The organism is Pontixanthobacter luteolus (assembly GCF_947494915.1).
Lineage (GTDB): Bacteria > Pseudomonadota > Alphaproteobacteria > Sphingomonadales > Sphingomonadaceae > Pontixanthobacter > Pontixanthobacter luteolus.
This window is the reverse complement of the sequence record NZ_CANLWR010000001.1, coordinates 814,863-828,751: the sequence shown is the minus strand read 5'-3', so window position 1 is coordinate 828,751 and position 13,889 is coordinate 814,863. Positions and strand designations below refer to the sequence as shown.

12 protein-coding genes are annotated in these 13,889 nt (G+C 59.4%); 10 read left to right on the top strand and 2 right to left on the bottom strand.

The features are described 5' to 3' along the window. Window positions 1–79 precede the first annotated feature (79 nt). Window positions 80–844, bottom strand: a complete 765-nt coding sequence (tpiA, locus tag PO778_RS03960; protein WP_271438680.1) for a triose-phosphate isomerase — start codon at window positions 842–844, stop codon at window positions 80–82. A 218-nt stretch (window positions 845–1,062) separates the two neighbouring features. On the opposite strand from tpiA, the gene PO778_RS03955 reads away from it, so the two are divergent. From PO778_RS03955 to lexA, 9 genes are all read left to right on the top strand, one after another. Next, window positions 1,063–2,997: a peptidylprolyl isomerase gene (locus PO778_RS03955; RefSeq protein WP_271438679.1), complete on the top strand. Its 1,935-nt coding sequence runs from the start codon at window positions 1,063–1,065 to the stop codon at window positions 2,995–2,997. An 18-nt stretch (window positions 2,998–3,015) separates the two neighbouring features. Further along, window positions 3,016–4,539 carry an anthranilate synthase component I gene (gene trpE / locus PO778_RS03950; RefSeq protein WP_160729786.1) on the top strand — a complete coding sequence of 508 codons (1,524 nt, stop codon included), beginning with the start codon at window positions 3,016–3,018 and terminating at the stop codon, window positions 4,537–4,539. Then, window positions 4,536–5,357: a phosphodiester glycosidase family protein gene (locus tag PO778_RS03945; RefSeq protein WP_271438678.1), complete on the top strand. Its 822-nt coding sequence runs from the start codon at window positions 4,536–4,538 to the stop codon at window positions 5,355–5,357. Before trpE ends, PO778_RS03945 begins: the two co-directional genes overlap by 4 nt. Window positions 5,358–5,370: 13 nt before the next feature. Then, window positions 5,371–5,970 carry an anthranilate synthase component II gene (locus PO778_RS03940; RefSeq protein WP_160729784.1) on the top strand — a complete coding sequence of 200 codons (600 nt, stop codon included), beginning with the start codon at window positions 5,371–5,373 and terminating at the stop codon, window positions 5,968–5,970. Then, window positions 5,967–6,959 carry an anthranilate phosphoribosyltransferase gene (gene trpD, locus PO778_RS03935; RefSeq protein WP_271438677.1) on the top strand — a complete coding sequence of 331 codons (993 nt, stop codon included), beginning with the start codon at window positions 5,967–5,969 and terminating at the stop codon, window positions 6,957–6,959. Before PO778_RS03940 ends, trpD begins: the two co-directional genes overlap by 4 nt. Continuing rightward, window positions 6,956–7,741: an indole-3-glycerol phosphate synthase TrpC gene (trpC, locus tag PO778_RS03930; RefSeq protein WP_271438676.1), complete on the top strand. Its 786-nt coding sequence runs from the start codon at window positions 6,956–6,958 to the stop codon at window positions 7,739–7,741. The genes trpD and trpC overlap by 4 nt, the downstream gene beginning before the upstream one ends. A 9-nt stretch (window positions 7,742–7,750) precedes the next feature. Beyond that, entirely contained in the window at window positions 7,751–8,224 is a 474-nt protein-coding gene (moaC, locus tag PO778_RS03925; protein WP_160729781.1) for a cyclic pyranopterin monophosphate synthase MoaC, read from the top strand. Next, a complete protein-coding gene (locus PO778_RS03920) occupies window positions 8,221–9,405 on the top strand; it encodes a molybdopterin molybdotransferase MoeA (protein ID WP_271438675.1) in 1,185 nt (394 codons plus the stop codon). The genes moaC and PO778_RS03920 overlap by 4 nt, the downstream gene beginning before the upstream one ends. 85 nt (window positions 9,406–9,490) lie before the next feature. Next, the gene (lexA, locus tag PO778_RS03915) at window positions 9,491–10,180 is read left to right on the top strand and encodes a transcriptional repressor LexA (RefSeq protein WP_271438674.1); all 690 of its coding nucleotides are present in this window, start codon (window positions 9,491–9,493) and stop codon (window positions 10,178–10,180) included. Window positions 10,181–10,184: 4 nt separating this feature from the next. Here the strand turns inward: lexA and PO778_RS03910 are convergent, their stop codons facing one another. After that, window positions 10,185–12,401, bottom strand: a complete 2,217-nt coding sequence (locus PO778_RS03910) for a ComEC/Rec2 family competence protein (protein WP_271438673.1) — start codon at window positions 12,399–12,401, stop codon at window positions 10,185–10,187. 29 nt (window positions 12,402–12,430) lie between these two features. Between PO778_RS03910 and gltX the strand changes: the two genes are divergently transcribed. After that, entirely contained in the window at window positions 12,431–13,858 is a 1,428-nt protein-coding gene (gene gltX / locus PO778_RS03905) for a glutamate--tRNA ligase (RefSeq protein ID WP_271438672.1), read from the top strand. Window positions 13,859–13,889: the final 31 nt, after the last annotated feature.

The window sequence follows — 13,889 nt, the reverse complement described above, 5'->3', positions numbered from 1 at the left end:
GGACATATTTGATTACTCTTGGTTGATTGCCGCAGCATGTAAGCGCCAGACAGCCCGAGGGCAAGGCGCTGCTCTATCGTTACTGGTCCTGCGCCTCGGCGGCAGCAAGGACGATGCCGAGGAAGCTTTCGGCCGCCAGGCTGGCGCCGCCCACCAGAGCCCCGCCCACACCATCGACTGCAAGCAATTCCTTTGCATTGTCCGGCTTGACCGAACCGCCATACAGAATGCGAACCTGCGCTGCGTGATCTTCGCCATACAATTCGACAAGTGTCGAGTGGATCGAACTATGCATCGCTGCAATATCATCCAGTGTGGGGGTCCGGCCCGTGCCGATCGCCCAGATCGGTTCATAGGCAACGGTCAGCTGGTCAGTAGGATTGTCGAGCACATCGGGGAGCGATTCCCGGATCTGCTTTGTGACAAACGCCTCGGCATCGCCAGCATCTCTTGTGGCTTCGCTCTCGCCGCAGCAGAGAATTACGCGCATTCCGGCCTCGACGGCAGCGGTGATTTTCGCGCGAATCAGTTCGCTGCTTTCGTTATGGTTTTCGCGGCGTTCGCTGTGACCGAGGATCACGAATTTCGCGCCTGCGTCTGCAACCATCGATGCGGAGATGTCGCCGGTATTGGCACCATCGACGCCTGGGTGGCAGTCCTGCGCCCCCACACCGATCTGTTCAACTTCGCGATGGACAGCGTGAATCAGTGTGTACGGAGGGGCCAATGCGACCTCCACTTTCATCAGTCGCTGCGACGAACGGTCGATCGCGCGCACTTCGGAAAGCATCGCACGGGTCCCGTTCATTTTCCAATTGCCAACAATATAGGGCCGCTCGGCCATGCTAAGTTCCTGAAATACTTGAATATGGGGGTAAAGGTGAATCGGTCACGCTACTATATGGGGCTAAGCGCAAGGTTCGCTAGACGGAGTTTTCCTTTAGGTCAAAAGACTTGGCAACCTGTTGCCGCGAGGTCGCAGGGCCGATAAAGGCTTTGGCCAAACTGTTCCCAGAGCCGCATGCGAGATCGGCGGCTCTCAATCTGGATGTAGACCCAAGCATGATTTCCCTCATTCGCAAAATGTTCCAGTCCAAGCTGGGCATCTTCCTGACCCTAGCGTTTCTGGCGGTTATCGCCTTCGCCTTTGCCAGCGCGGATGTATCGACGCTTGGCGGTGGCGGGGTCGCTTCGGGCGAACAAGTGGCCGTAGTTGGCGACGATAAGATCAGTGCTTCGGATTTGTCCCGTGCGGCGTCAGCCGCTGTGGATAACGCCCGGCAGCAGAACCCGACACTGTCGATGCAATCCTTTGTCGAGCAGGACGGGTTGGAAACTGTGCTGGATCAACTGACCGAGCGGTTTGCCATCTCGGCATTTGCAGAACGGTTTGGTCTGAGGGCAGGCACCAATCTGGTGAACAGCGAAATCATCAACATCCCGGCATTTCGCGGTTCAGACGGCAATTTCGACGAAGAAACCTACCGTGCTGCACTGGGCCAGCGCGGCATGAGCGAAGCATTCTTCCGCGATGATCTTCGCGCTGGCCTGCTTGCTCGTCAGTTGCTCGTTCCCGCCTCTTTCGGCGCAAAAACCCCGGATAAATTTGCCGTGCGTTATGCATCGCTGCTTCGCGAGAGCCGTGAAGGTGCGATCAGCATTATCCCAGCGGCAGCATTCGCGCCGACCAATGATCCGACCGATGCGCAGCTGAAGGCATTCTACGAAGAGACCCGCGGTGACTATATCCGTCCGGAACGCCGTGTGATCCGCTACGCAACGTTCAGCAGCGACGCCCTGGGCGACCGCGCAGAACCAACGGCACAAGAAATCGCTGCTTATTACGAAGAAAACCGCTCGGTCTATGCGCCAAGCGAGACACGTACCGTGACTCAATTGATCGTCCCGACCCAGCAGGCTGCAGCCGCGATTCAGCAACGCGTAAGTGCAGGCGGTTCGCTGGAAGCCGCCGCACGTGAAGCAGGCCTTCAGACAGCAAAGATCGGACCGGTAACCCGGGCTGACCTTTCGGCGCAGGCATCGGCAGCAGTCGCCCAGGCAGTATTCACCGCGGATCGGGGCGCCATCGCTGCTCCGGCACGCAGCGGGCTCGGCTTCCATGTTGCGCGGGTCGACCAGATCGACCGCAAGGCTGGCCGTAACCTTGAACAGGCACGCCCTGAAATTCTCACGGCACTGCGGCAGGACAAACGCCGCCGTGCACTAGCCGATCTGGCTGCCGAGATCGAAGAACGCATCGATGATGGCGCTGCGCTCAGCGAAGTCGCTGACGATATGAGCCTGGAGCTGGTATCAACTAAACCGGTGACCGGTGCGGGGATCGTCTATGGCAGCACTGCACAAGAACGTATCCCTGACGTTCTGGCCCCTGCCCTGCAGACGGCGTTTCAAATGGATGAGAGCGAACCACAATTGGCCGAGATCGTACCCGGCCAGACATATCTGGTTTTTGAAGTTTCCGACATCACGGATTCGGCTGCGGCCCCTCTCGCTGAAATCAAGCAAGGCGTGATAGGCGCATGGAAACTCTCCGAAGGCACGAAAAAAGCGAAAGCTGCCGCTGACCGCATTCTCAAGCGGGTTGAAGGCGGCGATACTCTTGCCGATGCGGCGCAGGCAGAAGAGACAACCCTGCCCCGGCCCGATGCGGTAAAACTGACCCGCGCTCAGCTGGCCCAGATGGGCGGCCAGGTGCCTGCACCTCTCGCGCTGTTCTTCAGCATGGCGGAAGGCACCACGAAACGCCTTGAAGCCCCGCGGGACGGCGGCTGGTTCGTCATTCACCTTAACGACATCGAAGCTGGCACGATCGCAACCGACGATCCGCTGTTCGAGCAGACGAAGCGCGAATTGAGCATCCAGAGCGGGCGCGAATACGGCGCTCAGCTGCGTACGGCGATCAGCAAGGAAATGGGCATCGACAAGAACGAAGCGGCGATCGAGGCTCTGCGCAAGCAGCTCAGCGGCGATCTCTGATCTGTTCATGACCTTTCGATGAGCAGCGCCGGCAAAGCAGACCTTGAGAACAGCGATTCCGCGCGAGCTCAGCTCAGCGCGGGGAAGCCGGCGCTCGTTTGGCGCAAGATCATCGCCGATACCGAAACGCCGGTCGGCGCTGCGGTCAAGCTGATCGAACCGGGGCGCGGGGATTTCCTACTGGAATCCGTAGAAGGCGGCGAAATTCGCGGGCGTTACAGCCTGCTGGGACTCGACCCTGATCTGATTTTCAAGGCGTCGGGCGCGTCGGCATCGATCAACCGCATCTGGAAGCATGACCGCGATGCTTTTGCAGATGCACGCGATGATAGCGTCGCAGCCTTGCGCGCTCTGGTCGAAGAATGCCGCATCGATGTGCCCGATGCCCTGCCACCCGCCCTCGCCTGCTTGGTCGGTTATTTTGGATATGAAACCATCGGCCTGGTGGAAAAATTGCCACGCGCACCGGACAACGATCTGGGCCTGCCGGACATGCTGTTCGTACGCCCGACCGCAATTTTGGTGTTCGATGGCCTGACTGAAGAGCTGTTCGCAATCGCGCCGCTATGGGCGGACGGTTCAGACATTGAGCGCGCGCTGGAACGCGCTGCGGACCGTATCGACGATATCCTGAGCAGGCTGAATTTACCCGCCAGGGAAACCGTTTCTGCCGTCGATCTCCCTGAAATGGAGCTGACCCCGACAATGGCCAGCGGCGAATATGCCCGGATGGTCCTGCGTGCAAAAGAGTACATCGAAGCGGGTGATATTTTCCAGGTTGTGCTGGCGCAGCGCTTTACCTGCCCCTTCCCGCTTCCGCCATTGGCGCTTTACCGTGCGCTGCGCCGGGTCAATCCATCACCGTTCCTCTATTTCCTGGATCTTCCGGGGTTTGCGGTTGTCGGCTCCAGCCCTGAAATTCTCGTCCGCGTCCGCGATGGCCAGGTTACGATCCGTCCAATTGCAGGAACCCGGCCTCGCGGTGAAAACCCGGAAGCTGACCGGGAAGCCGAAAAGAGCCTGCTTGCCGATGCAAAGGAGCGGGCCGAACATCTGATGCTCCTCGATCTGGGTCGAAACGATGTCGGCCGCGTCGCATCGCAGGGTAGTGTGGAGGTCACCGACAGCTTCACGGTGGAGCGGTACAGCCACGTCATGCATATCGTAAGCAATGTGGTCGGCAATCTGGCCCCGGAACATGACGCGATCGATGCCATGTTTGCCGGGTTCCCGGCTGGAACAGTCAGCGGCGCGCCCAAGATCCGCGCTTGCGAAATTATCGCGGAACTGGAGCCGGAAACCCGCGGCGCGTATGCCGGCGGTGTCGGATACTTCGCGCCTGATGGGTCGGTCGACAGCTGCATCGTCCTGCGAACTGCTGTCGTGAAAGACGGCGTGATGAATGTTCAGGCCGGCGCAGGGATCGTCGCCGATAGCGACCCGGCTTACGAGCAGCGCGAATGCGAGGCAAAAGCCGGTGCACTGATAGCCGCCGCACGCGAGGCTGCTCGCGTGGCAGAGGAAGCGGGGTTCGGGCAATGAGAGCGCTTCTTGCCCTTGCATCTGCCGTGCTGCTCTCTGCTTGCGAGCAGGAGCCAGAGGGCACCCCTGTGATGCGGACAGAAATCGGCAGCGGTGTCGCAGATGAAAGCGTGCAGACAACCGGCACCACTGCAAGATCGTCGGACTGTGAACGCACGACATTTGAAGGCGCTTCATTCACCCATTGCATCGCAGACCCTTCCAAACACCGTATTACCGTGGATCTTGGTCCAGACGGCGGCGATCCGTATCGCAGCCTCCCCAATCTTGCCGCTGGACGCCCGGCGGATGCCGCCCTTGTCGCTTTTGCCGTGAATGGCGGAATGTTTGACAAGGTAGGCAAGCCAATCGGTTATTACGTCGAAGGCGGAGACAGGCTGAAGGAATTGAACCGTGCCGATGGCCCCGGAAATTTCCACCTCAAGCCCAATGGCGTCTTCTTCGGCACCGCTGGTAAATGGGAAGTCCGCACGGCCAACGATTTCTATTCAAATGTAGGTGACCGGCCCGCCTTCGGCACACAATCCGGACCGATGCTGGTTGTGGCTGGAAAATTGCACCCTGAGATTGCAGAGGATGGCCCATCCAAGGCCGTTCGGAACGGTGTCGGAGTGGATACTGAAGGCCGTGCGCACTTCGTCATCTCCGATGGAGCGGTGTCTTTCGGTATTCTTGCACGATATTTCCGGGACGAGATCAAGACGCCCAATGCCCTGTTCCTTGACGGGAACGTTTCCCAATTATGGGACCCGGCAAGCAAGCGGCTGGACAATGGTGCAGCCATCGGCCCCTTGATTGTCGTTGAGCACCGCGAGTAGCGGCAGACAGATCATGATCCTAGTCATAGACAATTACGACAGCTTCACTTTCAACCTCGTCCATTACCTTATGGAACTTGGCGCGGACGTCGAAGTGAAGCGCAACGACGCACTCTCCGCGAGCGAGGCAATCGCGACCGGTGCTGAAGGTTTCCTGATTTCACCAGGTCCCTGCACACCATCCGAGGCCGGGATTAGCCTGGACCTTGTTGCCGCGTGCGCCGAGGCGAGTAAACCTCTGCTGGGCGTGTGTCTGGGCCATCAGTCGATCGGGCAACATTTCGGCGGCTCTGTTGTGCGCGGCGGACTGATGCACGGAAAGACTTCGCCGGTTAGTCATGACGGTACCGGTGTGTTCGAAGGGTTGCCTTCACCCTATACTGCCACCCGCTATCACTCTCTGATTGTCGAGGATATCCCAGACAGCCTTGTGGTCAACGCCACCAGCGAAACGCCTGGGCTCGACGGTGTTTGTGCGATGGGTTTCCGCCACCGGACGCTACCCATTCACGGGGTGCAGTTTCACCCGGAAAGCATCGCGACCGAGCACGGTCACGCCCTGCTTGCCAATTTCATGCGTATTTGCGGCCTGATGCCGAAGGACCTTTCATGAAGCACCTGCCGCTCGCCGTACCGCATATGAACGAAGCAGAAGCCGAAGAGGTGTTCGGCTGGATCCTCGACGGCGAAGCGAGCGACGAGGAAATCGCCCGTTTCCTGCTTGCCATGACCGAACGCAGTGAAACGGCGGACGAGATTGCCGGGGCCGCGCGGGCGCTGCGGGCTCGCTACATTCCCGTGGCCGGTCCGGACAACGCGATCGACGTATGCGGCACAGGCGGCGATGGCCACCACACGCTTAACGTATCGACCGCAGTCGGGCTGGTCGTCGCAGCATGCGGCGTACCCGTAGCACGGCATGGCAACCGCGCGATTTCATCGCTTTCCGGCGTCGCCGACACTCTGGAAGTCCTCGGGCTGGATATGGCCGCAGCGGGGCGCACTGCGGAAAAGACACTGGCCGAAATCGGTATCTGTTTCCTGTTTGCCCCCAACCATCACCCGGCGATGGTGCGTATCCAGCCAATTCGCAAACAATTGGGCCGCCGTACCATCTTCAACCTGATGGGTCCGCTGTCCAACCCTGTGGGCGTGAAGCGCCAGCTGATCGGTATCGCGCGCCCGGGCTATGTGTCGATCTATGGCGAAGCCGCCGCAAGACTGGGAACCGAGCGCACTTTCATCGTCTCGGGCGATGAGGGGCTGGATGAATTGAGCCTCGCCGGCGGGAACGAACTGGCCGATGTAACCGGTAACGAGTTTGCCATGAAGCGCGTCGATGCGGCATTGGCGGGTTTGGACCCCGCGCCGCTCGAGGCGATCCGCGGCGGTGATCCGGCACACAATGCCAAGGCGCTGGCCGCGCTGCTGGATGGCGACCACAGCGCCTATCGTGAAACTGTCCAGTTCAATGCCGCTGCCGCACTGGTGGTGGCGGGCCGGACAGAAGACTGGTCAGAAGGCGCCTCCATGGCCGCAGAAGCGCTCGACAGCGGCGGCGCAAAAACACTGCTGGCGCGCTGGATCGAGATGGCGAAGTGAACAAACTCGAAGAAATATGCGCGGTAAAGCGCGGCGAAGTTGCTGAACGCAAGGCTGCGATATCTTTGACGGAGCTTGAACAGCGCGCCGCAGAACAAACAAGGCCGCGAGGTTTTCGCGCCGCCTTGGAAGCAAGGTCTGCGGCCGGATTTGGACTGATCGCCGAGATCAAAAAGGCATCCCCTTCAAAAGGACTGATCCGCGAAGACTTCCGCCCTGCCGAACATGCAAAACAGTATGAACTTGGCGGCGCGGCATGTCTTTCGGTGCTGACGGACGCGCCCTATTTCCAAGGTCACGAGGATTATCTTGTCGCGGCCCGCTCAGCGTGTTCCTTGCCCGCACTGCGCAAGGATTTCATGGTCGACACTTGGCAAGTCGCGGAATCGCGCGCCCTTGGCGCGGACGCGATCCTGATCATCGTCGCTGCGCTGGAAGATGGCCAGATGGCTGAAATAGAGCACGCTGCGATCGAGCATGGTATGGATGTCCTGGTCGAGGTGCATGACGAAGCGGAAATGGAACGCGCCGCCAATCTGAAATCGCGTTTGATCGGTGTAAACAACCGCGACCTGAAGCGTTTCGTTACAGATCTGGCCGTCACAGAACGCTTGGTCCCGCTCGCCCCTGAAGGCTCGCTTCTGGTGGGGGAAAGCGGCATTTCCAGCCATGAAGATTGTCAGCGCCTCGCAAAATCGAGGGTACGCTGTTTCCTCGTCGGTGAAAGCCTGATGCGTCAGGAAGATGTCACCGCCGCCACCCTCACGTTGCTGGAAGGATAAGGAACGGCAATGAGCAAGCTCACCCATCTCGACGAAAGCGGTAGCGCGCATATGGTTGATGTGGGGGGTAAAGCCGAAACCAGGCGCGCCGCCGTCGCAGAAGGCAGAATTACCATGTCTCCGATGGCTCTCGAAGCGGTAAGGAATGGAAACGCACCGAAAGGCGATGTTCTGGCAACCGCGCGTATCGCTGGCATTATGGCCGCCAAGAAGACCAGCGACCTCATACCGCTGTGCCACCCGCTGCCGATCAGTTCGGTCGATATCGACTTCCGGTTTCTCGATGACGCAATCTTCGCTCGCACCGAAGTCCGGCTGACCGGAAAAACCGGGGTCGAAATGGAAGCGCTGACCGCCACCTCAGCAGCTCTGCTGACGATCTACGATATGGCAAAAGCCCTGGACAAGACGATGGTCATCGGCGGGGTCAGATTGCTTGAGAAATCCGGCGGAAAATCGGGCGATTGGAAGGCACAGGAATGAGCGACTTGCTGCCACTACATGTGGCGCAACGACGCCTTCTGGACCTCATCCACCCTACCGCGGCAGAAACCGTGCCACTGGCGCAGGCGCATCGCAATTATCTTGCCGCGCCTCTGGTCGCCAATAGGACGCAGCCCGCAGCCCGGCTGTCCGCGATGGACGGTTTTGCAGTCTGCGGTGACGGCCCGTGGACAGTAATCGGTGAAAGCCGCTGCGGTTCACCGTATAAGAGGCCGATCGCTGCGGGACAGGCAGCGAGAATATCGACCGGCGCGCATACCCCGTCCGGCACAGACGCGATTGTCCTCGTTGAAGACGCCAAGCTTGATGCAGAGACACTGAGCACCGCGCGAGCCGTGGATCCTGGATGTTTCCGCGATGCAGGGTCGGATTTTCGATCAGGCGAGACGCTATTGGATGCAGGCTCCCGCCTGGATGCCCCGCAAATGGCTCTCGCGGCCATGGCCGGAGTGGCCCATGTCACGGTCCGAAAACCGCCGCTTGTGGCGATAATCGAATGCGGTGATGAACTAACAGCAGAGATCGGCGATTGCGCCCCTCACCTCATTCCTGCGACAAACGGCCTCATGCTTGAAATGCTGGCAACTGGCGAACATTGCCGCATTACCAGAGGCGAACCTGTGGCCGACAAGCTGTCAGCGCTGGCCGATGCACTGGAGGCTGTCAGCGAACATGATCTGGTGGTGTTTAGCGGGGGCGCCTCCGTTGGCGATCATGACCTGGTCCGGCCAGCTCTTGATGCCGTTGGCGGAAAGATCGACTTCTGGCGGATCGCGATGAAGCCGGGCAAGCCGCTGATGGTTGCCAGTCGGGGCACACAAATCATCCTGGGGTTGCCGGGCAATCCTGGGTCCAGTTTTGTGACCGGGTTCTTGTTTATGCTGCCCGCAATCCGAAAAATGCTCGGCGCAGACGCATGCATTCCGAAACCGCTGATGGTCCCATGCGCGATGCCGCTTGCTGCGACAGTTGGCCGCCGCACATTCACACGCGGTGTGATGCAAGACGGCATGGCACATCCGCTTTCAAATCAGGACAGCGGCGCCTTGGCCGCACTCGCCAACTCAGACATCCTGATTGAAAGGCCGGAGCATTCCCCGGCGTTCAAAGCGGGAACGGATGTTCCGGTCTACTTCATCAAAAATGGCGGAATTGCTTGACCAGAGCAAGAAGGTTGCCTAATTGTTCCGCATTCGTTCGCATTTGAGCGAGCGGATCGACAAGGGAGACAGAGGAGCATGCGCCATGCTGACGGCTAAGCAGCACGAATTGGTTTTGTTCATCCAGAAACGTCTGGAAGAATCGGGAATTTCCCCCTCTTTCGAAGAGATGAAGGAAGCGCTCGACCTGAAGAGCAAATCCGGTGTCCACCGCCTTATCTCCGCATTGGAAGAGCGCGGATTTATTCGGCGGCTGCCAAATCGAGCGCGCGCCCTCGAAGTTCTCAAGAACCCTGAAGATGCGGTGCCGGGCATCGCCGCAGCCGCGCCAGCAAATGATGTCGTATCACGGACAAGGTCGGCTCCTGCGCCGCAACCCGCACCGGCGAACGATGTGATCGAGCTTCCTCTCCATGGTCGCATTGCGGCTGGCGCACCGATCGAAGCGCTGGAGGGGCAGAGCAGCCTGCCTGTTCCAGCAGCACTGCTTGGCCCAGGCGATCATTATGCTCTCGAAGTTTCGGGTGATTCCATGATCGAAGCAGGCATTTTCGATGGCGACTTCGCACTGGTCAAACGCACCGACACTGCGCGGGATGGCGAGATCGTCGTGGCACTGGTGGATAATGAGGAAGCTACTCTGAAATATCTGCACCGCGATGGCGGAATGGTCCGGCTTGACCCGGCAAACCCGTCGCATTCGCCGCAGGTTTACCAGCCTGGTCAGGTTCAGGTTCAGGGCAAACTTGCCGGCTTGCTTCGCCGGTATCACTGAGTTTTCATTCAACCGGCATGAGGGAGCGGGTCAGTCCCGCCCCCCCTCGCCACCAGCCATGGTCGCCCTGCGCATCGGCCACGCTGTTATAGGTCCCATTGGTTAGATTGATTGCCAGACCTCCTGTTTGATCAAGCATCCGTCTGTCGGCCTTGAGCCATTTGGGTTTGCATGATCGCGGCAGGTATCTGTCGGCTACTACAATGTCCGACCGGTCGCATGCTGCGGCAAGTGCTCGCTCCTCGATACGGATGTTGCTGCGAGCCATCAGGACTTGCCACGTCCGCCCCTCTCTTGTGACGGGCAGGACGCAGAAGTCCGGGCTGCAATTTGCATCAGGCCACTTACCGAGAGGTACCGGCTCGCCGTCCATCCCCGCCAGCTCCAGCAAGTTGTCTCTGGCATAATCGCTTCTGCTCTCGCGCAGAACGAGCAAGCGGTCGCCCTCGCCTGCAACCCCCACATGCCGGCCATCACCGGAGACAAGCAGATCGGGGACTGGGCTTGCGAGAAACAGCATTGCCGCCAGAACCACTGGGACGAAACCAAGCAACCGGACGCGCCCGCGCCACAGCGCCAGCCAAATCCCGCCAGACACAAACAACGCAAAGATGCCTCCGTCCATTTCGGGCATCAGCTTGACAGAACCGGGCTGCGACGCAGTGAAATGCGCAATACCGATCAGAATATCCAGAGACTTGCCTGCAGCCCACCATGCCGGCGCGCCCAGCCCGAAAATATCGAGAAAGAGCGCGAGCCCGATCAGCGGCATGGAGAAGAAAGTCGTTAGCGGTATGCCCACAACATTCGCAAATGCACCGTAGACCCCGGCCCTGTGAAAATGAAAAAGCACGATCGGCATCAGCGCGATTTCAATCACCATTCCGGTAACCAGCAACATCACCACTCGCCGCCCACTTCTGGAAAACCATGATTCCTCTCGCGGAGCCAGATAGGCCTGTACCGGGGCGGAATTGTGCAATGCGACGATGGCCAGCACCGCTGCGAAACTCATCTGAAAGCTCGGTCCAACCAGAGACTCAGGCCAAAGGAAAAGCACGAACAGCGCTGCTGCCGCGACCATTCGCAGCGACAAGGGTTCACGGCCAAGAGCAAGCGCCGCGAGCACGAGTATTGCCCCGACGCAGCTTCTGACTGTCGGGACCTCCGCACCTGTAAGCAAAGTATATCCGACACCCGCTAGCGCAGCAAAACCTGCTGCCACGAGCGGAAGCCGCGCGCGAAGTGCGAGCCACGGCCATAGCGCTAATAGTTTGATAGCAATCAGATAGGCAGCAGCGATCACGGCGCTGACGTGCAGGCCGCTGATTGATAACAGGTGGGTCAGCCCGGCATCGCGCATCGCCTCTTCATCCGCATCGCTGATCGAGCCGCGGTCCCCGCTGGCCAGTGCCGAAGCGATTGCGCCGGCCGATCCGTCCAGTTGGCTCCGTACATGACTGGCAAGTTGGCGCTGCGTGCTGGCCAAGGCATCTGTCTCATTCGCAGGCTCGACCACCGCAATGTCGCCGAGAACCGATCCGGTCGCTGCAAGCCCCGCAAACCATGCGGTGCGCGAAAAATCGTACGCTCCGGGAAGCATCGGAGGCGCAGGAGGCATCAATCGCGCCCGCAGCCTCACCACAGAGCCTTCCAGCAAGTCAGCCTGATCTGCACTTTGCGGCACGTTTACTCGGATTTTCAGAGCATCTCCTGATGCCGGATCGCGCGTGGCAAGCACCAGTCTGACCCGGTCCCGCGCGGGCTGTTCGTCGCGCTCCAATATCCTTCCGGTCAAAACCGTAACTTGGGGGCGCTCGATGGCGTCAGCCCCCACGATCTCCGACCGCGCCCAAACCACGCTCAATCCCAGTGCGATCATCAGCAGGATCGCTATGGCAGATTGCCTCAAAACCGGATGGCGTTCGTGCCTCCAACCCCAGCAGGTTGCGGCAATGGCTGCGCCTGAGCATAGGATCAGCACAGCGCCCCATTCCCAAAAATTTTCCAACTGGAACCACAGCGCGATACCGATAGCGAAACAGACGGTTAGCCACGGGCCTTTCTCAAAGCCCGCGCGATTGAGAAATTGTTCCAAAACAGCTGCAATGCTGGACAATTGCGGCCAGCTAAGCCATTGGCGCTGCACTGCAGCATTGGCATCGTCCGGCGGCTCATTTGACTCATCATCAAAGGGTACTTGAACTTCGCTGGCAGCCATGCGGACTATTTGAAAGGAAACAGTCGGTTATGGCAAGCAATAGCGCGGCCAAAGACAACACGGTGGTGACCCGTTTCGCACCATCGCCCACAGGTTTCCTGCACATTGGCGGCGCGCGAACCGCATTGTTCAACTGGCTCTTCTCACGCCACCACGGCGGCAAGGCACTGCTGCGTATCGAGGATACCGATCACAAGCGTTCCACACAGGAAGCAATCGACGCTATCCTGGATGGTCTGAACTGGCTCGGCCTGGATTATGACGAGGAACCGGTTTTCCAGTCATCGCGCGCTGACCGGCATGCTGAAGTCGCAAACAAGCTGCTCGAAAACGGCCATGCCTATCGATGCTATGCGACTACGGAAGAGCTTGAGCAAATGCGCGCAGAACAGCGCGCAGCCAAGCAGCCCCTGCGCTATGACGGCCGCTGGCGTGACCGAGACCCGTCCGAAGCACCGCAGGATGCACCTTTCACGGTACGTCTGAAAACCCCGACCGAGGGTGAAACCGCTATTGAGGACCTGGTCCAGGGCCGGGTCACTGTACGCAACGAGGAAGTTGACGATTACATCATCCTGCGCGCTGATGGCACGCCCACTTACATGCTGGCAGCGGTGGTCGATGATCACGACATGGGCTGCACGCACATCATTCGCGGCGATGATCACCTGAACAATGCGTTTCGCCAATTGCCGATTTATCGCGCAATGGATGCGATTGAAGGTGGATGGAGCGATCCGACCTATGCCCACATCCCACTGATCCACGGCAGCGACGGCGCTAAACTGTCGAAGCGCCACGGCGCGCTGGGGGTTGAGGCTTACCGCGACGATATGGGCATCCTTCCTGAGGCTTTGTTCAACTATCTGCTGCGCCTTGGCTGGGGTCATGGTGACAAGGAAGAAATCACCCGCGAAGAGGCTATCGAACTTTTCACCCTGGACGGAGTGGGGAAAAGCCCCTCGCGTTTCGATCTCAAGAAACTTGAAAACCTGAACGGGCACTACATTCGCGAAGCGGACGACACCCGGCTCGCCGAACTGGTCGCTGACGAGATTGGCGATGAGGCAGACGCCGCTCTGCTCGCTCAGGCCATGCCGGTGCTCAAAACCCGCGCAAAGAATATCAATGATCTGGTTGAGGGATCGGCATTTCTTTTCGCCAAACGGCCATTGGAAATGACTGAAAAGGCGGGGAAGCTGCTGACGGACGACGCAAGATTGTTGCTCGGGAAGCTGTCCTCGCGCCTCAAGTCGGAAAACAACTGGACAATCGAGGCTCTCGAAGCCACTACGAAAGCACTTGCAGAGGAGCTCGAACTGGGCCTCGGCAAATTGGCGCAGCCTATGAGAGCGGCGCTTACCGGAACGACCACGTCACCCGGGATTTTCGATGTGCTGGTCCTGTTGGGACGAGATGAATCGCTCGCGCGGATAGACGCGCAAGCCGCGTCGTGAAGGCGCACACGGAAACCCGGTTTAAGGAGAA